This is a genomic window from Amycolatopsis solani (genome assembly GCF_033441515.1).
GTDB classification, from domain to species: Bacteria; Actinomycetota; Actinomycetes; order Mycobacteriales; family Pseudonocardiaceae; genus Amycolatopsis; species Amycolatopsis solani.
In genome coordinates, this window is sequence record NZ_JAWQJT010000002.1 from 488,290 (window position 1) to 511,591 (window position 23,302).

The window sequence follows — 23,302 nt, forward strand, 5'->3', positions numbered from 1 at the left end:
CGGACGGGGGCCCGTTACGGCGATTGCGTTCAGGTAACTCATGACTTGCAATCGTTGCACTTGATGTTAACTACCCAGGTCCCTAGCGTTGCCGGTATGGAAATCACCGTCCTCGCGGCCTCGGGCCGGACCGGCCTCGAACTCACCCGCGAAGCGCTCCGGCGCGGCCACACGGTCACCGCCATCGCCCGGGACCCCGCCCGCATCCCGCTCCCCGACGGCGCCGGGCTGCGCAAGGCCGCGGCCGACGTCACCGATCCGGCGAGCGTCGCCGCCGTCGTCGGCGCGGACTCCGTCGTCCTTTCCGGACTCGGCACGGACCGGGCCGGCACGCTGCTGGCCGGCGCCGAGGCGGTCGTCGCCGCCGGGCCGAAGCGGATCATCTGGCTCGGCGCGTACGGCACCGGCCCGTCCGCCGAAACCGCCGGGGAAGGCGCGGGGGCGCTCGCGCGGATGCTGGGCGACCGGCTCGGGGACAAGGTCGAGGCCGACACCGCCGTCCTGGCGGCCGGCGGCACGGTGTTCCACGCCGGGCTGCTCACCGACGAACCGGAAAGCCCGCACCGGCGCACCGCCGCGCTGGCCGACGGACCGCCGTTCGACTTCGGCGCGAAGGTCAGCCGGGCGACCGTCGCCGCGGCCATGCTCGACGAGGCCGAGCACCCGCGCTTCGCCGGCGCCGTAGCGCTTCCGCTGTCCGCCTAGCCCGAGACGACCTCGTCGAGGGAGGCCGTCACCTGCTCGCGGAGCCAGGCGTGCGCCGGGTCGGAGTCGTAGCGCTGGTGCCACGTGCAGCTGATCGGCGCCGGCGGGGAGTGCGCCGGCAGCGGGCGGGTGATCAGCCCGAACGCGTCGACGAGCGGACGGCCGAGGACCTCGGTGCAGGTGACGAGCACGTCGCCGCGGGCCGCCGTCTGCAGGGCCGTCGCCAGGGTCGCCACGGCCGCGACCACCCGGCGGTGCAGGCCTTCGGCGGCCAGCACTTCGTCGATCGGCGCGGTGAGCCGGCCGCGCCGGGAGACCAGGACGTGCGGGTGCGCGGCGTACGCGCGCAGGTCGAGCTCGTCCGCGCACGGGTGGTCCCGGCGCATCGCGACGACGAGCGGGTCGTGGCCGAGCACTTCGGACCGGAACTCCGGCAGCTCGGGCGGGCCACCGCCGAGTTCGAGGTCGACGCGGCCGTGGCGCAGGTCGTCGGTGTCGGCGGCGTTTTCGGCCAGCACCCGCAGCCGTACGCCGGGGGCCAGTTCCTGGAGCCGCCCGACCAGCACCGGCGCGACCGACGCGGCGAGCGCGTCGTGGCAGCGGATCGTGAAGGTGCGGTCCAGCTCCGCCAGGTCCAGCTCGCGCGCCGGCGTCAGCACGTCGTGGGCCTGCCGGACCAGCCGGTGCACCTCTTCCCGGACCGCCAGCGCGTACGGCGTCGGAGCCATCGTGTGCCCGGTGCGCACCAGGATGTCGTCGCCGGTGACCTTGCGCAGGCGCCCGAGGGTGCGGCTCACCGCCGGCGACGACAGGTGCAGCCGCTCGGCCGCGCCCATCACGCTGCCCTCCTCGAGCAGCGCGTCGAACACCGTGAGCAGGTTCAAGTCCAGTTGCACGACCGCAAGACAACCACAGGAGGACCCATGACCCACGAACCGCTCGCCACCGCCGTCCGCGACGCGGGTGCCCGGATGCTGGCGCGCTACGCCGCCGGCAGCCGGCCGTCCGGGCTGCCGGAGCTGCTGGCGAACCTGCGTGACAACGACACCGCCGTCGCCGAGGTGCTGCGCCCGGCGTTGTCGGCGATCCGGCCGGAGGCGCGCTGGCTCGACGACGAGCACGGCTCCGGGCCGCTGGACCCGGGCGAGTTCTGGCTGATCGATCCGGTGGGCGGCAACGTGAACGCGGTGCACGGCATGCCCGACTGGAACGTCGGGGTCAGCCTCGTCCGCGACGGGCGCCCGGTGCTGGCGGCGCTGTACTTCCCGGTGCTCGACGAGCTGTTCACCGCCGCCGAGGGCGGCGGCGCGTTCCTGAACGGGGCCCCGCTGCGGGTCTCCGCCAAGACGTCGCTCGACGGCGCGCTGGCCGGAACCGGGCAGGCGCAACCCGGCCACGACGCCGAGTTCTTCGCGCGCATGGGTAAATCGTTCACGGCGATGTCGGCGGCCGCGCTGTACGTGCGGATCTCCGTGCCGGTGAGCCACCAGCTCGCCCAGGTCGCCGCGGGGCGGATGGACCTGCACTGGCAGCTCGACAACGTCCGCTCGCACGCGGCCGGGGTGCTGCTGGTCCAGGAGGCCGGCGGGGTGGTGACCGACCTCGACGGCAAGCCGTGGGACCTCACGAGCGAGAGCTACCTGGCCGCCGCGCCCGGCGTGCACGCGGCGGCGCTGGAGGTCCTCACGGCTTGACGCGAGCAGCGATCAGAAGTCGTCCGGTGTGCTCACCCGGCTCCTGACCAGCGAGCCGGACTCCGTCAGGGCACCGGTCCCGTAGTTGCCGCTCGCGCAGGAGCCGGGGCGGAGCGCGGCGCTGCTTTCGTCGGCGTCGGAGTAGGTCCAGTTCGCGTAGCCGATCTTCAACTGGTCGAGCAGGTCCAGCCAAGCTGTGGTGCTCGACTGGTCGAGCGCGCCGCCGCCGGTGGCGCTCACGGTGCCGAACTCAGTCACGAACAGCGGGAGCTTCGCGGCCGCCCGGCTCACCGCGGCCCGGTAGTCGTCCTTGTGGCTGGCCGCGTAGAAGTGGAACGTGTACATGATGTTCGCGGCGTTCACCGGGTTGTTGACGATCTCGGTCTCGTTGGAGCCGTCGGAGACGCCGAGCGACGACCAGCCGCGGGTGCCGACGATCACGACCGCGTCCGGGTCGGCGGCCCGGATCACCGGGATGACCTGCTCGGCGTAGCTCTTGATCGCGCCCCAGCTCACGCCGTTGGGCTCGTTGGCGATCTCGTAGACCACGTTCTTCTTGGCCGCGTTGCGCGCGGCGACCGCAGCGAAGAACGTTTTGGCGCGGTCGAGGTTGTAGTTCGGGTCGCCGGGGGTGAGCGTGTGGAAGTCGATCACCGCGTACATCCCGCGCTGCTCGGCCGCGTCGACGAGGCTGTTGACCCGGGCGGTGAACCGGGCCGGGTCGGTCTCGTACCCCTGCTCCTGCACGTACATGGCGATGCGCAGCAGATCGGCGTGCCAGTCGTTGGCCAGCGCGTCGAGAGAAGTGCTGTTGTAGCAGCCGTCGAACCACTGCAGCCCGTGCGTGCTCATGCCGCGCAGCTGGACGACGCGGTCGGCCTCACCGCAGAGGTGGACGCCGCAGACGTGCAGCTGCCCGTTGGCCGCCAGCGGCGTGCGCCCGGACGGCGGCGTGGTGGTCGTCGTCGGCGGCGCGGTCGTCGTCGTGCCCGGGCCGGTGGTGCCGGTGCAGGTGACGCCGTTCAGCGTGAACGACGCCGGCACCGGGTTGGCGCCGGTCGTGGTCCCGGTGAACCCGAGGTCCGCCGAGGCACCTGAGCCCAGCGTCCGGTTCCAGTCGGCGTTGGCGGCGGTGGCCGTCGAACCGCTCTGGGACCAGGTGGCGTTCCAGCCCTGTGCCACCTTCTGCCCGGAGTCGGGGAAGGTGAACCGCAACGACCAGCCGGACAGGGCGTCACCGAGGTTGGTGATCTTGACACCGGCCTGGAATCCGCCTTGCCACTGGTTGGTGACGGTGTAGTCGACCCGGCACCCTTGGACGGCGGCCTCGGCCTGGGGCATGACCAGCACGCCCGCGACCCCGAGCGTCGTCGCGCAGGCGGCCGCCAGTGCAGCAGTGGAGCGCTTCATCGAACTCCTTTGATCGAACGTCGAATGTGTCCCGCTGCGACTGGGAGCGCTCCCAAACAGGGGACCATTCGCGACTGGTCGCCGTCAAGGGCGGTCGATCGAGCCGTCGTCAGCTCGCGCCGGGCGGGCGTTCACCCACCGTCGTTTCTGGCAGAGTGGCCGCATGGGGGAGAACTTTGCCGCGGCCGTGGCCGCTGTCGTGCCAGCTGTCCGGGCCGTGCTGCCGGCCGCGCCGTCGGCGGCGCTGGGGCGGCTGGCGCTCGAACCGCCGCCGCGCTTTCCGGACTGGCCCGAAGCCGAAGTCGTGCGCTCGCTGCGGAGCGTGCCGTCGTGGGTGGTCGAGCGGGTGCACGGCGCCGTCGAGCTGACCCTGGACGGGTTGGTGATCGCGGCGCCGCCGGTGACGGGGGAACTGACGCCGCCGTCGTCCGGCTCGTTCGGCTTCCTCTCTTCCGACAGCGAAGCGGAAGCGGTGCGGGAGACGCGGTTGCTGGCCCAGTTCCGGCCCGACCTGCTCGAGCTCGTCGCCGAGCTGACCGCGGCCGTCGCGGCCGACGAAACGCTCGCGCCCTTGCTGGTTGCCGAAGGCGACGAAGGCGGGATCGCGGCCGCGCACGGTGCCGCGTACCTCTCGATCGCGCTGGTGACCACGGCGATCGCGGCACGTGAGGCCGGGCAGCCCGGCGTCGCCGCCATCGTCGGGACGGCGCTCGGCGTGGCGGCCGGGCTGCTCCGCGCGGCGCCGATGCCCGCCGGGTACGCCGAGGCCGTGCGCGAGAAGGAACGGGCCGAGTACCTGCTGCCGCGGTCCGGGAGCACGTCCGTGGCCGTCCGCGACCACGTGTTCGCCTTGACCGAGAGCGCTTTCCCGGCGTTCGGCGACTTCGCGGAAAACGGCTTGGCCGAAGCCGCCGCCGGGGGCGTGGTGATCCGCACCGGCATGGCGGCCGGTCCGGTGCCCGTCAGCGTCCGCGTGCTCGCCGAGCCCCCGGCCGAGGTGGAGACGCTGGGCTGGGAGGAGGTCGTGGACCTGAGCTGGCACGCGGACCACGGCTCGGCGAGCCTGGCGCCGTCGGCGAGGGTGGGCGTGACGACGCCGCCGTGGCCCGGCGACTACCGCGTCCGCGTGCACGCCTACGGCCGCGACGACCCGGACGTGGAGAGCTACGGCATCTGGGTCTGGGCGGCGCCCGCGGAACCGCCGCGGGTGCACGCCCGCGCCGACCGCCTCGGTCACCGCCTGCGCGGCGAACCCGAACCGGCGCTCGTCGACCGGCCCGAGGTGCGCTACCGCTGGATCCGGCAGTCCCGCCTGGCGGTGGCGGCGACCGTCACGGTGGCCACCGGCCTGCCCGCCGCGGACGTGGTGCGCGGCTTCGGCGCGGACCCGGACCGGCCGAAGCCGCCGGCCGAGCTGCGGCAGGCGTACGCGGACCCGTGGCTGGCAGTGCTCGACCTCGGCGGCGTCGTGCTGGTGATCGAGGAGAACGGCTACCTGGGCTCGCACGAAGACGTGCTGACGGCGATCTCGCGGGCCGGCGCGGCGGCAAGCATGTTCTGGAACGTCAACGCCGTGACACGGCTGTCCTTCGCCCGCGACGGCGAGCTGCTGGCGTCGTTCGAGCCGGGCCTGGGGGAGCCGGATTTGTCCCCGGAGACGGCGGCGGCGCTCGCGGGTCTCGACTTCGAGGACTACCGCGATCTCGACGAGAAGGGCCTTGTGGCAGTGGAGCGGTTCACCGGCCGGGGGCTTCACGCGGAGGATCTGGAGGAGATCGAGCGGGCGGGGGTGGCGTACCGGGTGCCGGGCGCTTAGGGCGAGATCGGTTCGAGCAGCAGCCGCGGCTGGTTCATCGCGGTGGAGACCGGGTCCTGGGGCTCGGCCGGCGGTTCGTAGCCCGGGCCCGGCTCGATGCGGAGCTCCGGTACCGGCACGAGCGCGCCGCACTCCTGGCAGCGGTTTCCGGCGTCGACCAGGCCGCCGTCGGCGTCGTGGCGCAGGGCGCGCTTGGCGCCGGACGGCGAGTAGGACTCGTCGCCCCAGTGCATCAGGGCGCGCACTGCCGGCCACAACGCGATGCCCCGCTCGGTCAGCTGGTAGGAACCGGCGTCGTCGCGGCTGAGCACGCCCTCCCGCACCAGGGACTTCAGCCGGCTGGTGAGCACGGCGCGCGGGATGCCGAGCTGGGTCGCGAAGTCGCCGAAGCGGCGCACGCCGAAGAACGCGTCGCGGATGATCAGGAGGGTCCACCGCTCGCCGACCACCTCCAGGGCCCTGGCGAGCGAGCAGTTGCGTTCCGCGTAGGTGCTGGGGAGGGGCATACCGTCCAGCCTAGCAGCGAAGTTCGTTCATTGAACTGATCCGTGCTACGGTCGGCGTCACCGCAGTTCAATCAATGAACTACCGCGAGGAGGGTATGCCGTGAACCAGTTCCGTGATGGCGAAGTGAGCCGGTTGTTCCTGGTCACCGCCGCCACCGGGAAGACCGGCCGGGCGACCGTCGAGCTGCTGCTGGCCCGCGGCCATCGCGTGCGGGCGATGGCGCACCGCGACGACGAGCGGTCGCGGGCGCTGGCCGCCGCGGGGGCCGAGGTCGTGCACGCCGATCTGCTGGACTTCCCCGCCGTGGCCGCCGCGATGAGTGGGGTGAGCGGCGCGTACTTCTGCTACCCGATCCGGCCCGGCCTGCTCGAAGCGACCGTCAACGTGGCGCAGGCGGCGACCGAGGCGGGCGTCCGCTCGATCGTGTCGATGTCGCAGATCTCCGCGCGCCGCGAGGCCGGCAGCACGGCCGCCCGGCAGCACTGGCTCGCCGAGCGCGTGCTGGACCGGACCGGCCTGCTGACCACCCACCTGCGGCCCACCTTCTTCGCCGAGTGGCTGACGTCCTGGTGGGACCGCCGGGACGGGATCGGCTACCTGCGGCTGCCGTTCGGCGACGGGCGGCACGCGCCGATCGCGGCGGCCGACCAGGCCCGCGTCATCGCGGCGGTGCTCGCCGAGCCGGAGCCGCACGACCGCGCCGCCTACCGCCTGCACGGCCCGGTCGAACTCGACCACCACGGCATCGCCGCGGCCGTGTCCGCCGAGCTGGGCATCCCGGTGCGCTACGAGCCGATCAGCGACGAAGAGTTCGCCGGGGCGATGACCCGCCACGGCTTCCCGGCGCACCTCGTGCAGCACCTGGGCCACGTCGCCCTCGACTACCGGAACGGCGTTTTCGCCGGTACCAACGACAACATCGAGAAGATCGGCGGCCGGGCCCCGCTGTCGGTCGGGCAGTTCGTCCGGGAGAACCGTGCCGAGTTCGACACCGACGGCCCGTACGCCGTCAAGCCGTGAACAGCGACCAGTTCTCGGCGAGCGCGAACCCCATCTCCGCGTAGAGCGGCACGCCCAGCGGGCTGGCGTGCAGGAACGCCGTCCGCGCGCCGAGGGCGTACGCCTCACGCAGCACCGCGTCCGTCGCAGCCCGGCCGTAGCCGCGGCGGCGGTACCGCGGCGGGACGCCGATGTTGAACACGCCCACCATGCCGTCCACCAGGACGCCGAACGACGTCGCGACCGGGGTGTCGTCGAGCTCGGCGACGTAACCGCGCATGGCGGGGTGGTCGAGCACGGACGGCCGGGCGAAGACGGCGAACAGCGCGTCCGGGCCTTCGTACCCGGCGGCCATCGTGGTCCGGTAGCGGTCACTGTCCACACCGGACACGTGCCGGACCTTGAGCCCGCCGGGGGTGCGGCCGGGGTCGTCGTCGATGTCCTTCACCATGAAGGGCAGCAGCGCCCGCTGCGTCAGGCCGTGGTCCGCCGCGATCGCGACGATCCGGTCGTCGACCCGCTCGCCGCGGACCTGGACGCTCCACGCCGCGGCCGCCGGCCGCGGTGAGCCGGCGAACTCGGCGATCTCGGCCGGGTCCGGTTCGGCGGCGACGTTGATGACGCCGTTGAGCAGGGGCATCGGGGCGCCCGAGACCAGCTCGGCGGTGCCGCCCGCGCCCTCGCGGAAGAAGCCGCCCGGCTGGGTGCCGGCGAACAGCGCCATCGCGCCGAGCCAAGCCCGTGCGGCCCGGTCGGTCGTTCCGTTTTCCATCGTGTTCCTTTTCTCTCGTGGTAACGCTGACCGCGCAACCGAGGTCTGTCACACGGCGCGCCCCACCGGTGTCTTGAGGTCGTTCACCCCGCGACACGAGTGAGGACGAAGCCATGGAAACCCGTCTCGACCTGTTCACCACCGAAACCGGCAGCCGGCTCGGCAAGCGGTTCGCCGCGCTCGGCCAGGTCATCGAGCGGTCGCCGCTGCCGGCGGCCACCCGGGAGCTGGTCAGCCTCCGGGCCAGCCAGATCAACGGCTGCGGCTGGTGCATTGACATGCACACCAAGGAAGCGGCGGCCGCGGGGGAGACGGCCGTCCGGCTCAACCTCGTCGCCGCGTGGCGGGAGTCGACCGTGTTCACCGAAGCCGAGCGGGTCGCGCTCGCCGTGGCCGAGGAGGGCACCCGCCTCGCCGACACCCACGAAGGCGTGTCCGACGAAACGTGGGCGCGGATGCGCGAGCACTACGACGACGAGCAGGCCGCCGCACTGGTCGCGCTGGTCGCCCTGATCAACGCGGCCAACCGGCTGGCCGTGCTCGTCCACCAGAAGGGCGGGTCCTACGAACCGGGGATGTTCGCCGCGTTCGGTGAGTGACGCTTCAGCAGTCCGGCGAGGACGGTGCCGGCCACGAGCACGGGGACGATCGCGAGGAACGCCCCGCCGATGTTCCCGGCCACGTCCTCGCCGAGCAGGGTGCCGAAGACGGCGACCCCGAACGCGGCGCCGATCGACCTGGCGAAGGTGACCACCGCGCTGGCGGCCCCGATGTCCGACGCCGGCACCGCGTTCTGCGCGGCCGTCAGCGCGACCATCGGGACCATGCCGATGCCGATCCCGGTGACGGCGAAGTAGCCGATGACGGCGAGCTGCGCGGTGCCGGGCGCCAGCGTGCTCAGCAGCAGGAGCCCGGCGACGTTCAGCGCCATCCCGGTCAGCAGCACCGGTCGCACCCGCGCCGGGTTCGCCACCCACCGGCCGGCGAACGACTGGCTGACGACCAGCCCGAGCACCAGCGGCAGCAGGTGCACCCCGGACAGCGTCGCCGACACGCCGTCGACGACCTGCAGGTACGTCGGCAGGTACACCAGGACGCTGAACATCGCGACGTTGGCGATGAAGCCGACGAGCGCGGCGATGACGACGGTCCGCGAAGCGAACATCGTCAGCGGCAGCACGGGTGCCGCGGCGCGGCGTTCGACCGGGATCACCAAGGCCACCAGGACGATCGCCGCCACCGCGAGCGCCAGGGTGCCCGGCGCCGTCCAGCCCCACCGGGGACCGAAGGAGGTGATGAGGACCAGCGCGGTGGCCGCGCCGGCCAGGAGCAGCGCGCCGGCGTAGTCGATGCGGGCCACCGACCCGCGCCGCGCGGCGGCGGGCAGGGCTCGCGCGGCGAGGACCACGGCCACCAGCCCGACCGGCACGTTGACCAGGAACGCCCACCGCCACGAGAGGTGGTCGGTGAACAGCCCGCCGAGCAGCGGGCCGGCGATGCTGGCGACGCCGTACACCGAGCCGAACCGGCCCTGGTAGCGGCCGCGCTCCGCGGGCGCGGCGATGTCGCCGACGAGCGCGAAGGTCAAGACGATCATCCCGCCGCCCGCGAGGCCCTGCAGGGCGCGGGCGGCGACGAGCTGGGGCAGGTCCTGGGCGAGGCCGCAGAGCGCGGAAGCGACCAGGAACGCCGTCGTGGCGACGAGGTACAGGCGCTTGCGCCCGAGCATGTCGCCGAGCTTGCCCCACAACGGCGTGGCGGCGGTCGAGGCGAGCAGGTAGGAGGCGGTGATCCAGGCGATGTCGCGGAACCCGCCGAGGTCGGCGGCGATCTTCGGCAGGGCGGTGGCCACGATGGTCTGGTCCAGTGCGGCCAGCAGGACGGCGAGGAACAGGGCGGCCATCGCGGGGCGCACCGCGGGTCTGGCGGGGGTGTCGAGGCTCATCGTTCTTTCTTTTCCGGCACGGTGATGGTCTTGTATTCGGTGTAGGTGCCGAGGCCGACGGCGCCGTATTCGCGGCCGAGGCCGCTGGCCTTGAAGCCGCCGAACGGGCCGTCGAAGCCGATCGGCGCGCCGTTGACGGTGATCGTCCCGGTCCGGATGCGGCGCGCGAAGGCCAGCGCGTGCGCCGGGTCGCCCGACCACACCCCGCCGGACAGGCCGTATTCGGAGTCGTTGGCGATGCGGGCCGCGTCGTCCTCGTCGTCGTAGGGGAGCACGACCAGCACCGGGCCGAAGATCTCCTCCTGCGCGATGCGCATCGACGGGTCGACGTCGGCGAACAGCGTGGGCGTGACGTAGTTGCCCGCTTCCAGTCCCGCCGGGACTTCCGCGCCGCCGGTGACGAGCCGCGCGCCTTCCTCGACGCCGGTGCGGATGTAGTCGAGCACGCGCTGCTGCTGGTCCCGGCGGATCATCGGGCCGATGAACGTCTTCTCGTCGGCGGGGTCGCCCACCGGCAGCGACTCGACCAGGTCCTTCAGGCCGGCGACCACCTCTTCGTAGCGGCTGCGCGGCGCGAGGATCCGCGTCTGCGCGATGCACGATTCGCCGTTGTTGAGCAGGGAGCCGAACTTGACGCCCTGGATCGCCGCGCCGAGGTCGGCGTCGGGCAGGAACACGACGGCGGACTTGCCGCCCAGTTCGAGGCTGACCCGCTTGAGCTGCTCGCCGGCCAGCGACGCGATGCGGCGCCCGGCGCGGGTCGACCCGGTGAACGCGATCTTGTCGACTCCCCTGTGCTTCACCAGGTGCTCGCTGGTCTCGCGGTCCGCGGGCAGCACGCTGACGACGCCCTCGGGCAGGCCGGCTTCCGCCAGCAGGTCCGCGAGGAGGCTCATGCTCAGCGTGTTCTCCGGGGAGACCTTGAGCACGACGGTGTTGCCGGCGAGCAGCGCCGGGATGATCTTGGCCAGCGCCGAGGAGAACGGCGAGTTCCACGGGATGACGGCGGCGACCACCCCGACCGCTTCCCGCCGCACGACCGACCGGAACGGCGCGGCCGGGTCCGACGGCTCGAGGCGCTGCTCCCAGCCGAACTCCTCGGCCGCCTTGAGGTAGGCGTTGGCCTGCCGGGTCAGGCCGGGCTGGCCGGCCTTGGTGAACCACAGCGCGGAGCCGTTTTCCGCCGAGATGAGCGCCGCGATCTCGTCGGCCCGCTGCTCCCGCAGCCGGGTCAGCCGCCGGATCACGGCGATCCGCTCGGCGGGAGCCGTCCGCGGCCACGGCCCTTCGTCGAACGCCCGCCGGGCGGCCGCGACGGCCCGGTCGACGTCGGCGGGCAGCGCCTGCACCGCGCGGCCGAGCACCGAATTGTCGTGCGGGGAAACGATGTCGAGCGGTTCGGTGCTGCTCGGGCTGGTCCACGAGCCGCCGACGAAGAGCTGGTTCCGGGTGATCACTGCGTGCCTCCTGCGTCGTCTTCTGTCACATCAATGTAGCACTTACTTGGATGAAGCGACGCAGATGTGAGGCGGTGCACAGAGTTACCAGAGCAGGAGGCGATGGTCTCAGCGGTGTGGCGGTTACCGATCTGAAGGCGACAGCGGAGCGTATGTTGAGGGGGTGAGAGCTGACGCCGCGCGCAACCTCGAACTCCTCCTGACCACGGGCGCCCGCATGCTCGCCGACGACCCGGCCACGAGCATCGCGGCGATCGCCGCCGCGGCCGGCGTGGACCGCCGCACGGTGTACCGCCGCTTCACGGGCCGCGAGGAGCTCCTGGCGGCGGTGTACGAGGCCCGCCTGGACGCGATCGAGGCTGCGATCGAGACGGCCCGGCTCCGGGAAGCCCCGGTGCCGGTGGCGCTGCACCGGTACGTGGAGGAGATCGTCGGCGTCAACCGCAAGTGGCCCGCCGAGCTGGCGATGATGCGCACGGACCCGGAGATCTGGACCCGCCGGCAGCGGTCGGTGGAGGAGGTGGACCGGTTCTTGCAGCGGGCCACTGACGAAGGGGTGCTCCGGGACGGGGTGCCGGAGCGGTGGCCGGGCAACGTGCTCGGCCAGCTGGTGCACTTGGCGACGCGCGAGATGCCCGGGTTGAGCGACGCCCAAGCGGCCGACGTCATCGTGGACACGTTCTTGCGCGCGTTCGGCACGGACCGCTAGCCCCGGCGCCCGAGCGTCGCGAATGACTCATTGGGGACCTCCCATGTCCCGAATGAGTCATTCGCGACGGTGCAGGCCCCCGCCCCCGCCCCGCCCCGCTGCCGCCGGTGTTCGCGGCCCGCCTGAGCGCGGGGGCCGCCGGTCGGTCACCATGGTGCGGTGCCCGAAACCCCCGGCCTGCTGTACCTGGTGAAACAGCTCGAGCTCGCCGTGCGGGCCCGGCTCGACGAGGTGCTGCGCCCGGTCGCGCTCACGCCCTTGCAGTACACCGCGCTCACCGTGCTGGAGCGGCGCTCGGGGCTCACCACCGCCGAGCTCGCGCGCAACTCGTTCGTCACCGACCAGGCGATGGCCGACATGGTGGTCGCGCTGGAACGGCGGGGTTTCATCGCGCGCGACGGCGATCCGCGCGACCGGCGGCGGCGGGTGATCCGGCTGACCGGCCCCGGCGGCGAGGTCCTCGACCGCGTCCGCGACGACGTGACCGCGCTCGAACAGCGGATGCTCTCGCAGCTGGACATCGGGGACGCCGCCCGCTTCCGCGAGTACGTCGTCGCCTGCCATTCGGCGCTCTCGGACCGGCCGTCCCACTGAATAAGTACAGGAAACCTGTACATCTCTCGATCGCCGTGGCACCCTGCCCGCATGGGCATGCGCAGGTGGTACGGCCGCGTGATCGCACTGGCCGCTTCGATCGTGACAGCGCTCGGCCTGACCGCGGGCGTCGCCGCCGCGGCCGGGCACCACACCGGGCAGCTGCCCGACGGCGCCACCTGGGTGGCCGACGTGCCGGCCGCCTGGAACGGCACGACCATCCTCTACAGCCACGGCTTCGGCCCGCTCACCGCGCAGAACGCGCCGGACGCCGCGACCAGGGACGCGCTGCTCGCCGACGGGTACGCGCTCGTCGGGTCCTCCTACAGCGGCCCGTCGTGGTGGGCGCTCGCCTCGGCCGTCGACGACCAGTTCGGCGCGCTGGCCGCCCTCGAGCGGATCACCGGCCACCCGCGGCGCACGATCGCGTGGGGCACGTCGATGGGCGGGCTCGTCAGCGCGCTCGAAGCCGAAACCCCGCGCCTCGACGGCGTGCTCAGCACGTGCGGCCTCGTCGCCGGCGCGCTCAACCTGAACGCCTACCAGCTGCACGGCGAATACGCGCTCGCCCGCCTGCTCGCACCGGGACAGGACATCAAGCTGGCCGGCTTCGCCAGCGCGGACGAAGCGAGCGCGTCGGCGGCGGCCTTGACGCAGCTCGCGACCGACGGCCAGGCCACCCCGGCCGGGCGCGCCCGGATCGCGCTGGCCGCCGCGTTCCTGAACGAGGCGGGCTGGCTGACCGGCCCGACGCCGCCGGCGCCTACCGACTACGCGGGCCAGGAAGTCCAGCAGCAGCAGGAACTCGCGCAGTTCGTGCTCGGGTTCGTGGTGACCGGCCGCTACCAGATCGAGCTCGCGGCGGGCGGCAACAGCGCGGTCACCGCGGGCGTCGACTACCGGGCTCTCCTGACCGGCAGCAGTCACGCCCGCCAGGTCCGCGCCCTGTACCGGGCGGCCGGGCTCGACCTGGACGCCGACCTGACGGCGCTGACCCGCGACGCGGACATCCGGCCGGACCCGAAGGCGGTCCACACTCTCGCGCGGACGTCGATGGTGACCGGCCGGCTGCGCGTCCCGGCGCTCGACATCCACACCACCCACGACCAGCTCGTGCCGGTGGAGCAGGAGGACTGGTACGCCGGCCAGGTCCACCGGGCGGGCCGCGCCGCGCTGCTGCGCCAGGCGTACGTCGGGACGACGGGCCACTGCGCGTTCCGGCCGTCGGAAAGCATCGCCGCGTTGCGGGCGCTGGAGTCGCGCATCGAGTCCGGGCGCTGGGGCGCCGTCGCGGAACCGGAGCGGCTGAACGAAGCCGCCGCCGCGCTGGGGGAGGCGGGACGGTACGTCCGGTTCGACCCGCCGCGGTTGACCGGCGGGCTCAGCGCTCGCGGTTGACCGCGCTGATCGTGTCCTGAAGTCGTTGCCGCGCGGTCGAAAGGCCGTCACGCGGTGCGGTCGCCGGTGCCGCTTCCGGCTCGCCCGCCGGGCCGGCGACGGGGAAGACTTCCTTCTCGCCCGGCAGCGGGACACCCGGGCAGATGGTCGCCGCCGGGCGGGCGGCGCCGAGGTAGAACCCGTTCACCAGATCGTCCACACAGGAATTGCCGCTCACCGCGTATTGGCCGTGGAACGGCGATTCCGCCACCGAGACCATCGGGACACCGGCCGCGCGGGCCGCCGACTCGGCCTGTTCGTAGCCGGTCTGCGGGTCGAACTCGCCCTGGACGACCAGGACGTTCTTGGCGGCGTCCGGCGGCAGCTTCGGCAGCTCGTGGCGGGGGAGCTCGGACCAGTAGCCGCACGCCTCGCTGAGGCCGTACGCCCAGCCGAACAGCGGGTACGCCGGACCCTGCAGGTCGCTGAGCAGCTTGTACCAGCCCGAATTCCGCGACGGCTGGTCCGCGCACGCCACCGCCAGCCGGGTGCCGGGGACGTCGGCGTAGTCGGCCTCGGGCGCCGCGAGCGTCCGCACCACGCCCGCGGTGGTCAGCGCGGCGGCCGGGACGCCGAACACCGCGCGCGAGACGTCGTCGAGGTCCTCCCGCAGCGCGGCGGGCGGCGGGGCGGCGGTGCCGTCGAGCGCGGCCGCGCCCTTGGTGAGGATGAGCGCGCCGGTCAGCCACTGGCGGGTGCTGCCGTTGCCGACGAAGACGCGGTCGAAGATGTCCGGCGACACGCCCTCGCGCTTGAAGAACGCGCGCAGCCGCTCCCACTTCGCCCGGACCTGGCCGGCGGTCTTGCCGAGCTGCTCGGGGAAGCGGCGGGCCAGCCAAGGCGCGTAGACGTCCTCGAACTGGCGCTGGTCGATCTTCGGGAACGCCTCGAACGCGGCCTGAAGGCGGCCCTCGAAGTTCACGCTGGAGTCGAGCACGAACTTGCCGGCGTGGTCCGGGAACAGCGACGCGTACTTCGCGCCCAGCCAGGTCCCGTAGGAAAAGCCCAGGTAGTTCAGCTTTTCGTCCTTCAGCAGCGCGCGGATCAGGTCCATGTCGTGCGCGGTCTGCCAGGTGGTGACGTAGGGCGCGATCGCGTCGCTCTGGCACGCCTCGGCCACCGCCCGCGGCGCCCGCTGGTGCTGCTTGATGCTGCCGGCCGAGCGGTCGCGGGCATCGAGGTCGTCGGCCTGCGGCAGCCGCCCGACGGGCACCCGGCAGACGAACCCGGCGTCGTCGCCGCCTTCCTGGCCGGTGCCGCGCGGGTCCATGCCGACGAGGTCGAAGTGCTCGTTCAGCGACGGCTCCAGCCCGGCCAGCACGCCGGCGAGCGAAGTGCCCTGGCCACCGGGCCCGCCGGGGTTCACCAGGATCGCCCCGCGCCGGCTCCCGGTGGCCGCGGCCCGGCTGATCGCCACCTGGAGATCGGAGCCGGCGCCGGGCGCGGCCCAGTCCCGGGGGACGGTGATCCGCGCGCACTGCGTGGGCTGCGCTTCGATCCGCTTGGCGAACGGGCAGCCACCCCACGACACCTGCTGCGTCAGGTACGGCGCCAGTGGATCGGGCGTGGTCGCGGCGGCCGGCGCCGTCGTCACCACCAGCACCGAGACGGCCACCGCCAACCCTGCCCGGGACGTTCGCACCGCAGTTCCCCTTCGTCGCGCACTGGCGGGAATCCAAGCACGACGGGCGGGGGAGCAGCAGCTCGAAGATCGAGATTGAGCTCGAACCGGTGAACCGGCTCAGGCGCGGTACGGCCCGTGGTGGCCGAGGTCGGGGCTCACTTCCGGGGCCCGCCCCTCCTGGCCCGGCACCGGGGTGACGGTGGGGTCGGTGAGCGGTTCACCACCGGTCCGCTCGGCCTCGCGCTCCTGGAAGCGGGCTTCGACGATCCGGTCCTGGCGGCTGCGGGCCAGCACCGCGAGCGTGAGGACGTGGACGACGGCCAGCAGCAGCAGGAAGACGCCGATCCGGCCGACAAGCGCGGAGGCCGATCCCGACCATTGCGGGCCGACCACCGACAGCAGCGCCAGGACACCGAACGCGACCAGGTGGAAGACGGTCACCACCGGCCACGCCATCGAGCCGGTCCCTTCGCCGCCGTCCGGGCCGGGCAAGGACTGGCGAGCGCCCCGGTAGAGCACCTGGCCGTCGGCGAGCACGATGACCAGTCCGATGATCAGGAAGCCGGTCAGATCGTTGTCGGGCATCGCTCCTCCTCGTTTCACGGCTTACGGCGGAGTACCCGGCCGGGCCGGTCGTCCGCCGCGATTCACCGGTACGAGTGACACCGGCCGGCCTGCTCACCCCCGGGAATCAAACCCGGCCGCCGAGCGCTGAAAGGGGGGTGAAGAAGATAGGCTTCCTGTCGTTCGGCCACTGGTCGCCGGGCGCGCATTCGGAGACCCGCACGGCCGCCGACTTCCTGCACCAGTCGATCGACCTCGCGGTCGCGGCCGAGGAGCTCGGCGTGGACGGCGCCTACTTCCGCGTGCACCACTTCGCGCGGCAGGCCGGCAGCCCGTTCCCGCTGCTCTCGGCGATCGGGGCGCGCACTTCGAAGATCGAGATCGGCACCGGCGTCATCGACATGCGCTACGAGAACCCGCTGTACATGGCCGAGGAGGCCGGCGCCGCCGATCTCATCTCCGGTGGCCGGCTCCAGCTCGGCATCAGCCGGGGATCCCCCGAGCAGGTCGTCGACGGCTGGCGCTACTTCGGCTACGCCCCGGCCGAGGGCGAGACCGACGCCGACATGGCGCGGCGGCGCACCGAGCAGTTCCTCGAGGTGCTCGGCGGCGAGGGCTTCGCGGAGCCGAACCCGCGGCCGATGTTCGCCAACCCGCCCGGGCTGCTGCGGGTCGAGCCGCACTCGGAAGGGCTGCGCGAGCGCATCTGGTGGGGGTCCGGCTCGAACGCGACCGGCGTCTGGGCCGCGAAGCTCGGCATGAACCTGCAGAGCTCCACGCTCAAGGACGACGAGACGGGCGAGCCGCTGCACGTCCAGCAGCGCAAGCAGATCGAGGCGTACCGCGAGGCGTGGCGGGAGGCGGGCCACACCCGCGAGCCGCGCGTGTCGGTCAGCCGCAGCGTCTTCGCGCTGACCACCGACCTCGACCGCGCCTACTTCGGCCGCGACCGCCACTCCCGCGACCAGGTCGGCATGATCGACGAGAACACCCGGGCGATCTTCGGCCGCTCGTACGCCGCGGAGCCCGACGAACTGGTGCGGCTGCTGAAGGAGGACGAGGCCGTCGAGGCCGCGGACACCCTGCTGCTGACCGTCCCGAACCAGCTGGGCGTCGACTACAACGCCCACGTGCTGGAGGACATCCTCACCCACGTGGCACCCCAGCTCGGCTGGCGCTGACCGGAAGGCGGCCCGGTGGCGGCCGGGCCGCCACCGTCAGCCGTGGGAAACGTTCAAGCCGTAGAACGCGACTCGTGCGCCCTTCGTCGTGCTGTCCGAAGAGGACTGGTTGTACGAGCCGGCCTTGAAGTACTGCTTGTACGCCTTGAACGACGACGGGATGCTGTAGTGCGTGGTGCTGCCGTTGACCGTGAGGTCGATCGTGTTGCCCCCGGAAATGCCGATCGTGTAGGTCCACGTCTTGCCGAGCGAGACGTGGCCGACGGTGTGCGGCGTCTGCCCGCCGTCGGGTGAGTTCTCCGTGCCCAGCACGATGTCGCCGCTCGCGCGGTAGTACAGCTCCAGCAACGGTTTCGTCGACGAGCCGCCGGTGCCCAGGTGCACCTGGCCGACGCACACGTTCGACGTCACCGACACCACGCGCAGCGTCGCGCTGAGCTTGTGCGACCCGCTCAGCGACCAGTTCGCCGCGGACCCGTCGCGGTTCATCTCGCGCAGCTCCGACCGCGCGTAGTTCGAATTCGGTGTGGTGACGCCCTTTTCCGGCGCCCAGAAGGTCATCGCGCCGTCGCGGGTGTCGGTGTAGAAGTAGCTGTCCTGGAAGCCGTTCGCGCCCTGCAGGCGGGACGACGAGATCGTGGTCGGCTTCCCGGGGGAGCCGACCGGCTCCTGCAGCTGCCAGACCGAGAGGTCGAAGTTGCCGCCCGGGGCCACGGACGGGTCCGCCGCCACGGCGGGCAACGCGGTGGCCGCGGCCAGGGCCGGGACCGCCAGCAGGACGAACAAGGCACGCACGCGCATCGTGGGTGTCCTTTCGCGATGGGGACACTGCACCATTCGTTCACGGACGTGAATAAATGGTCTGGACAACCCGGCGGCGTGGGCCCACGGTAGGACGGCGATCACCGGTTGTCAAGATCTTCGGCCGGAGTCGGGGGATCGAGGCAGACCCCGCCGGATCAGGGGGCAACGCGGCGGCGGGCCGGACATCCTGGGGTTACGTTCGGATCATCGACGGATTCGACACGCATTCCGCGGAAAGGAGCCGGAGCAATGGGGAACGGAACCAGAAAAGCCTTGCTGACCACGGCCGCGGCGGCCGCGCTGACCTTGTCCGCGGTCACGCCCGCGAGTGCGGCACCGGCGACCAGACACTGCGTCCTGAACGCCGGAACCGGTGTGCAGCAATGCTCTTCGAGCCGGGCCGCGCTGACCGCGCGGGCGGACGGGGACGTCGTGCAGGGCACTTTCTTCGACGGCCCGGACTACACGGGGAACTCGCTGACCATCACCGGCCCGGAATTGTGCAAGAAGGACGGCTGGGTGAATTGGCAGTTCGACCTCGGTGACGATTGGAAGAACAAGATCACGTCCGTGCAGCCGTGGGGCAACTGCTGGATCTGGCTCTACCCGGAGCCGAACCTCGGCGGCGACCGCGACGGACCGTTCAAGGAGAACACCGGCAACGTCGGGTCCTTCATGGACGACCGGACCCAATCCATCGGCTTCAGCTGAGCCACCGCACGGCAAGGAGTGACCGCATGACCAGCAAGCGCATGACGTGGATGGCGACCGGCCTCGGCCTGGTGACCGCCGCCGGCCTCGTCCTGACCGCCCCGGCCGCGTCCGCCGACGGCGGGCCCACCGCCCGCGAACTGCTCGACAAGTGCGACAACGGCACGGACTCGTGCGTGTTCCACCCGGCCGGCCCGCCGGAGGAGCACACCGGCGCCGGGCACCAGGTCGGCGAGGCCGCCTACAACTGCACGCAGGACTTGCAGCGCAGCACCGTGAACTGGTCCGACACCACGGGCGAGTCGAACAGCTTCGGCGTGTCCCTGTCGGCCGAATACGGGTTCTCGGAAGTGTTCAAGGTGTCCATCGAGACGTCTTACCAGCACACCTGGGAGTCGTCGCACACGGAGGGGCAGGCGACCAACGTCGACGTCCGCCCGGGCGAGAAGGGCTGGGTGGAGCGGGCGCCGAAGATGCAGAAGGTGCACGGCACCTACGAAATGCACTTCCCCGACCGCTTCTACGACCACTACATCTGGTACCAGGACTTCGACGCGGACGGCCCGGTCCCGGGCTCATCGGGTGACATCACCCAGCACACGGCGGCGATGACGGACCAGGAACGCGCCGAACACTGCGGCTGACGCGTCCGTGCAGGCCACGTTCACGGACCGAGTGTCCAGGGCTCCGGCGAAGTCGGAGGTCGACGCGGCGGATCGTGGCATCGGCGGGCTCGCCCGATGTCTTGAATGACTCATTCAGGTCGCCGGAGGTCCTGAATGACTCATTCAAGACTTCGCGGGGCCGCTCGAGCCGGCCCGCCTCCCGCGCACCGAGCGGCGGCTTGCCGAAGGCGAGGTCGCGAATGACTCATTCGGGACCTCCAAGGCCGCCAATGACTCATTCGCGACCTCGCTCGAACTGCCCACCCCGCCGGCCACCGGTGAAGCGAGCCGGGACCGGTGACTTTGCCGAAGCCCTGGACCGAGTGTCCGCGAACGTGGCCTGCACGACCACGGCCGATTTCCGCCAGCGGAACGTCCCCTGTGGACGGCACGATCGACCACGTGAAGACGGAAACCCCTGCGCACACGGCCATCGAGCCGGGCATCCTCTACTTCGGCACCCCGGTCGTGCTCATCTCCAGCAGCAACGAAGACGGCTCCGCCAACCTGGCCCCCATGTCCTCGGCCTTCTGGCTCGGCTGGCGTGCGATGCTCGGGCTCGGCGCCCGCTCGAAGACCACCCGAAACCTGCTCCGCACCGGCGAATGCGTGCTCAACCTGCCCTCCGACGCGCTCGCCGGAGCCGTCGACCGGCTCGCGCTGACCACCGGGTCCGATCCCGTGCCGGACGGCAAGCTCAAGCGGGGGTACTTCCACGTCGCGGAGAAGTTCGAGCGGGCCGGGCTCACGCCCGTGGCGTCCGAAACCGTTGCGCCGCCGCGGGTTGCCGAATGCCCGGTTGCCATGGAGGCCGTCCTGGAGGCCGTGCACCCGGTGGCAGGCGACGACGAACGGCAGCGCGGCGGGATCGTCGCGATCGAGGTGCGCGTGCAGCGCGTCTTCGTGCACGAAAACATCCGGGTGGCCGGCAGCGACGACCACATCGACCCGGATCGGTGGCGGCCGCTCATCATGAGCTTCCAGAAGCTCTACGGCCTCGGCCCGCAGGTCCACCCCTCGACGCTGGCCCGGATCCCCGAGCGGCTCTACCGGGGCCCGGACATCGACCGCGCCCGCGGGGTCACGTCGCGGTCAGCCGTGCCGGCCGGGGAGCGAGCGTCCTGATCCCGGTCACACCGGACGAATCCGGCACTGGTTCGCGGCGAAGCGGCGGTCACCGCGGCCGCCGACCGGAACCAGCGCCCCGGCGGCCGTGAGCCCGCGCCCGGCGGATCCGTGTTCGCATGCCCGTCCGAAGGCCCCGGGAATACCGCGGCCGCCGCCCGGCGTAGGTCCTGGGGTGAGCGACTTGCGGATTCTGGTGGTGGGCGCCGGCGCGACCGGCGGGTACTTCGGCGGACGGCTGCTGCAGGCCGGCCGGGACGTCACGTTCCTCGTCCGGCCGGGCCGGGCGAAGGTGCTGCGGGACAGCGGCCTGCGGATCGTCGGGCTCGGCGAGGACACGGTGCTCGAGCCGCCGCTGGCCGAGACCGGGACGCTCGAGGAGACCTACGACCTCGTGCTGCTCGCGGTCAAGGCGACCGGCCTCGCCCCGGCCATCGACGATTTCGCCCCCGCGGTCGGCCCGGGCACGCTGGTCCTGCCGTTCCTCAACGGCCTCGCCCACGTGGACGCCCTCAGCGCCCGGTTCGGCGAGGGCGCCGTGCTCGGCGGCGTCGCCAAGGTGATGACCACGATCGACGACGACGGCGCGATCCGACGGCTGGGCCCGCTGCAGCACCTGGCCTACGGCGCCCGCACCGAGCCCGCCCCGCCGCGGCTGGCCGACGTCGACGCCGCGCTGAACGGCGCCGGGTTCCCCGCCGTCCTCAGCGGCCGGATCACCGAGGCGATGTGGGCGAAATGGGTGTTCATCGCCGCGATCGGCGCGGTCAACAGCCTGCTGCGCGGCACGATCGGCGAGGTCGTCGCGGTGCCGGGCGGCGCGGAGTTCGCCGAAGCCGTGGTGGCCGAAGCGGCCGCCGTCGCCGAAGCCGCCGGGTACCCGGTGCCGCAAGCGGACCTCGAAGCGACGCGCAAGACCGTGACGGACCCCTCGACGGTGGGATCTTCGCTGTACCGGGACCTGCTCGGCGGTCACCCGGTCGAGGGGGAGCAGATCTTCGGCGATCTCACCGCGCGTGGCCGCGCGCTCGGGGTGGCCACGCCGCTGCTGGACCTCGTCAGCCTGCAGTTGCGCGTCCACCAGCACCGCATCGGGTGAACCGGTCACCGACGGCGCTTTGCCCGCGCAGTACCGGGGATCGTGGTCTTTCGGGCATCGGCGTGGCGGTGCCGTCACGGCCACTTCCAGCACTGCTACTCTTCGTAAGGGTACTTGCTTGAAGGTTTGACGACGAAGAATCGGCGAGGGGAAATGGCGGAGCGGTTCGAGTTCGTCCTCGGGGTCGTCGAAGCTCTCGTAGTCGGCAGGGCGACGGGCGGAGACGTCCGGCGGTACCCGCTGCGAGCGGGCAACCTGCCGGCCGACCCGGTGCGGTTCGTGCGGGTCGCGCGGCAGGTGTACGACGCGCTCGAGGAGCGGCGGCTGTCGGTTTCCGGCGAGCTGCACCCCGGCGTGCGCACGGCGTTCGAGCTGCTCGCCGAGCCCCGGGTTTCGGTTGCGGTGAGCGGGATCGACGGCCTCGGCGCCGACGTCGCCGTGCTCGTGGTCACCGACGGCGCGCAGGCGCTCGGCATCACCCAGGCCCCGGACACCGACGAACTGCTGTTCTCGCTGTTCGCGGACGAGGAGCTCGTCGAGGTCGTCACGGGCGTGCTGCCCCCGGCCCCGGCCGCGACCACCGGCAAGCACGTCGTGCACCGCGCCGCCGGGCGCGAAGTGTCGGCCATGACGGCGAAGCGCATCGCCGACGCCGAGTTCGAGGAAGAAGAAACCGACGCCTTCGGGATGATCGAGGTCAAGGCCGTGGTGCGGCCGGGCCGCCGCCCGCCGGCGCGGAAGCCCTCGGACGTCGCCGTGCTCGAGCGCGTGCTCGCCGAACCCCGGCTGGGCGGCGGCCACATCGCCGTCACCGCGCAGGGGCGCCGCGGCGAGCGCGTCGCGGGCGAACCGCTGAGCTGGCTCGACACCGCCGACGGCCGCTACCTCGTGCACACGACGACCGGCGAGGCCGGTGAACTGACCGCGGAATACGTACCGGCCGGGCGGGCCGACCTCGCCCGCGCGATCCGCGACGCCATCGCCGCGGTGTACTGACCGGAAAGGGAACAGTCCTGATGACGGAAGAGACCCAGGCGATGGCCCAGGCTCTCCAGGCGACGGCGCAGATGCAGACCGCGACCGAACCCGCCCAGAAGGCGATGGCCGCGGTGCGCGTCGGGCTCGCCGGCGCCCAGCTGAAGCGGCTCGCGCAGACCGGCGGCTTCGCCATCGACGACACCACGGGCAACCAGCTGATCGAGGCCCTCGAAGGCGTGCTCGAGTCGCTCGAGCAGCGCTGGGCGAACCTGCAGCGGCTGCACGACGCGCCGGCGATGAGCCGCACCGCGACCGGCCAGTGGGTCTCCGCGCACATGGTGAGCACCGCCGCCGACGAGAACGGCCTGGTCACCCAGCTGCAGGCGGCCCGCCAGGAGTTCCCCACCTACATCGAGGCCATCAAACTGGCCAAGCAGAACTACAAGTCCCGGGAAGAGACCACGCGCACGACGCTGACCTCGCTCCCGACCGCCGACCAGAGCTGA

24 protein-coding genes are annotated in these 23,302 nt (G+C 72.3%); 15 read left to right on the forward strand and 9 right to left on the reverse strand.

What is annotated here, in order from left to right; genetic code table 11:
* The first annotated feature begins 96 nt into the window (after positions 1–96).
* A complete protein-coding gene (locus tag SD460_RS22930; RefSeq protein WP_290052021.1) occupies positions 97–705 on the forward strand; it encodes an NAD(P)-dependent oxidoreductase in 609 nt (202 codons plus the stop codon).
* Here SD460_RS22930 and SD460_RS22935 read toward each other — a convergent pair.
* A complete protein-coding gene (locus SD460_RS22935) occupies positions 702–1,601 on the reverse strand; it encodes a LysR family transcriptional regulator (RefSeq protein ID WP_290052022.1) in 900 nt (299 codons plus the stop codon). The genes SD460_RS22930 and SD460_RS22935 overlap by 4 nt on opposite strands.
* A gap of 27 nt (positions 1,602–1,628) precedes the next feature.
* On the opposite strand from SD460_RS22935, the gene SD460_RS22940 reads away from it, so the two are divergent.
* A complete protein-coding gene (locus tag SD460_RS22940; protein ID WP_318306712.1) occupies positions 1,629–2,399 on the forward strand; it encodes an inositol monophosphatase family protein in 771 nt (256 codons plus the stop codon).
* A 12-nt stretch (positions 2,400–2,411) separates the two neighbouring features.
* On the opposite strand, the gene SD460_RS22945 is transcribed toward SD460_RS22940, so the two are convergent.
* A complete protein-coding gene (locus tag SD460_RS22945) occupies positions 2,412–3,809 on the reverse strand; it encodes a cellulase family glycosylhydrolase (RefSeq protein ID WP_290052025.1) in 1,398 nt (465 codons plus the stop codon).
* A 163-nt stretch (positions 3,810–3,972) separates the two neighbouring features.
* On the opposite strand from SD460_RS22945, the gene SD460_RS22950 reads away from it, so the two are divergent.
* Entirely contained in the window at positions 3,973–5,625 is a 1,653-nt protein-coding gene (locus SD460_RS22950; protein ID WP_318306713.1) for a DUF6461 domain-containing protein, read from the forward strand.
* Here the strand turns inward: SD460_RS22950 and SD460_RS22955 are convergent.
* Positions 5,622–6,131 (reverse strand): winged helix-turn-helix transcriptional regulator, encoded by a 510-nt coding sequence (locus SD460_RS22955; RefSeq protein ID WP_290052028.1) that lies wholly within the window; start codon positions 6,129–6,131, stop codon positions 5,622–5,624. The genes SD460_RS22950 and SD460_RS22955 overlap by 4 nt on opposite strands.
* Positions 6,132–6,231: 100 nt before the next feature.
* Here SD460_RS22955 and SD460_RS22960 point away from each other — a divergent pair, with 100 nt between their 5' ends.
* Complete coding sequence (locus SD460_RS22960) at positions 6,232–7,152, forward strand: NAD(P)H-binding protein (protein WP_290052030.1); 921 nt, start codon at positions 6,232–6,234, stop codon at positions 7,150–7,152.
* Here the strand turns inward: SD460_RS22960 and SD460_RS22965 are convergent.
* Positions 7,142–7,903, reverse strand: coding sequence for a GNAT family N-acetyltransferase (locus tag SD460_RS22965; RefSeq protein WP_318306714.1), 762 nt, complete (start codon positions 7,901–7,903; stop codon positions 7,142–7,144). The genes SD460_RS22960 and SD460_RS22965 overlap by 11 nt on opposite strands.
* Positions 7,904–8,016: 113 nt before the next feature.
* Here SD460_RS22965 and SD460_RS22970 point away from each other — a divergent pair, with 113 nt between their 5' ends.
* Entirely contained in the window at positions 8,017–8,502 is a 486-nt protein-coding gene (locus SD460_RS22970) for a carboxymuconolactone decarboxylase family protein (protein WP_290052034.1), read from the forward strand.
* Here the strand turns inward: SD460_RS22970 and SD460_RS22975 are convergent.
* Both SD460_RS22975 and SD460_RS22980 read right to left on the reverse strand, forming a co-directional pair.
* Positions 8,466–9,848 carry an MDR family MFS transporter gene (locus SD460_RS22975; RefSeq protein WP_290052035.1) on the reverse strand — a complete coding sequence of 461 codons (1,383 nt, stop codon included), beginning with the start codon at positions 9,846–9,848 and terminating at the stop codon, positions 8,466–8,468. The genes SD460_RS22970 and SD460_RS22975 overlap by 37 nt on opposite strands.
* A complete protein-coding gene (locus SD460_RS22980; protein ID WP_318306715.1) occupies positions 9,845–11,305 on the reverse strand; it encodes an aldehyde dehydrogenase in 1,461 nt (486 codons plus the stop codon). The genes SD460_RS22975 and SD460_RS22980 overlap by 4 nt, the downstream gene beginning before the upstream one ends.
* 163 nt (positions 11,306–11,468) lie before the next feature.
* Here SD460_RS22980 and SD460_RS22985 point away from each other — a divergent pair, with 163 nt between their 5' ends.
* From SD460_RS22985 to SD460_RS22995, 3 genes are all read left to right on the forward strand, one after another.
* Positions 11,469–12,014, forward strand: a complete 546-nt coding sequence (locus SD460_RS22985) for a TetR/AcrR family transcriptional regulator (RefSeq protein WP_290052038.1) — start codon at positions 11,469–11,471, stop codon at positions 12,012–12,014.
* Positions 12,015–12,173: 159 nt separating this feature from the next.
* Positions 12,174–12,608, forward strand: a complete 435-nt coding sequence (locus SD460_RS22990; RefSeq protein ID WP_290052040.1) for a MarR family winged helix-turn-helix transcriptional regulator — start codon at positions 12,174–12,176, stop codon at positions 12,606–12,608.
* Positions 12,609–12,659: 51 nt separating this feature from the next.
* Positions 12,660–14,006: an alpha/beta hydrolase family protein gene (locus SD460_RS22995; protein ID WP_290052042.1), complete on the forward strand. Its 1,347-nt coding sequence runs from the start codon at positions 12,660–12,662 to the stop codon at positions 14,004–14,006.
* On the opposite strand, the gene SD460_RS23000 is transcribed toward SD460_RS22995, so the two are convergent.
* Both SD460_RS23000 and SD460_RS23005 read right to left on the reverse strand, forming a co-directional pair.
* Positions 13,990–15,660, reverse strand: coding sequence for an alpha/beta fold hydrolase (locus SD460_RS23000; RefSeq protein ID WP_318306716.1), 1,671 nt, complete (start codon positions 15,658–15,660; stop codon positions 13,990–13,992). The genes SD460_RS22995 and SD460_RS23000 overlap by 17 nt on opposite strands.
* A gap of 126 nt (positions 15,661–15,786) precedes the next feature.
* A complete protein-coding gene (locus SD460_RS23005) occupies positions 15,787–16,254 on the reverse strand; it encodes a hypothetical protein (RefSeq protein WP_290052045.1) in 468 nt (155 codons plus the stop codon).
* Positions 16,255–16,391: 137 nt separating this feature from the next.
* Here SD460_RS23005 and SD460_RS23010 point away from each other — a divergent pair, with 137 nt between their 5' ends.
* The gene (locus tag SD460_RS23010; protein WP_290052047.1) at positions 16,392–17,414 is read left to right on the forward strand and encodes an LLM class flavin-dependent oxidoreductase; all 1,023 of its coding nucleotides are present in this window, start codon (positions 16,392–16,394) and stop codon (positions 17,412–17,414) included.
* A 36-nt stretch (positions 17,415–17,450) separates the two neighbouring features.
* On the opposite strand, the gene SD460_RS23015 is transcribed toward SD460_RS23010, so the two are convergent.
* On the reverse strand, positions 17,451–18,215 hold the full coding sequence (locus tag SD460_RS23015; RefSeq protein ID WP_290062393.1) for a polysaccharide lyase family 7 protein: 765 nt from the start codon (positions 18,213–18,215) through the stop codon (positions 17,451–17,453).
* 252 nt (positions 18,216–18,467) lie between these two features.
* Here SD460_RS23015 and SD460_RS23020 point away from each other — a divergent pair, with 252 nt between their 5' ends.
* From SD460_RS23020 to SD460_RS23045, 6 genes are all read left to right on the forward strand, one after another.
* Entirely contained in the window at positions 18,468–18,929 is a 462-nt protein-coding gene (locus tag SD460_RS23020; RefSeq protein WP_290062394.1) for a hypothetical protein, read from the forward strand.
* A 26-nt stretch (positions 18,930–18,955) separates the two neighbouring features.
* Complete coding sequence (locus SD460_RS23025; RefSeq protein ID WP_290062395.1) at positions 18,956–19,573, forward strand: hypothetical protein; 618 nt, start codon at positions 18,956–18,958, stop codon at positions 19,571–19,573.
* Positions 19,574–19,996: 423 nt separating this feature from the next.
* On the forward strand, positions 19,997–20,719 hold the full coding sequence (locus SD460_RS23030; RefSeq protein ID WP_290062396.1) for a flavin reductase family protein: 723 nt from the start codon (positions 19,997–19,999) through the stop codon (positions 20,717–20,719).
* Positions 20,720–20,894: 175 nt separating this feature from the next.
* A complete protein-coding gene (locus SD460_RS23035; RefSeq protein ID WP_290062397.1) occupies positions 20,895–21,818 on the forward strand; it encodes a 2-dehydropantoate 2-reductase in 924 nt (307 codons plus the stop codon).
* Positions 21,819–21,971: 153 nt separating this feature from the next.
* On the forward strand, positions 21,972–22,814 hold the full coding sequence (locus tag SD460_RS23040) for an ESX secretion-associated protein EspG (RefSeq protein WP_318306717.1): 843 nt from the start codon (positions 21,972–21,974) through the stop codon (positions 22,812–22,814).
* A 20-nt stretch (positions 22,815–22,834) separates the two neighbouring features.
* The gene (locus SD460_RS23045) at positions 22,835–23,302 is read left to right on the forward strand and encodes a hypothetical protein (RefSeq protein WP_290062400.1); all 468 of its coding nucleotides are present in this window, start codon (positions 22,835–22,837) and stop codon (positions 23,300–23,302) included.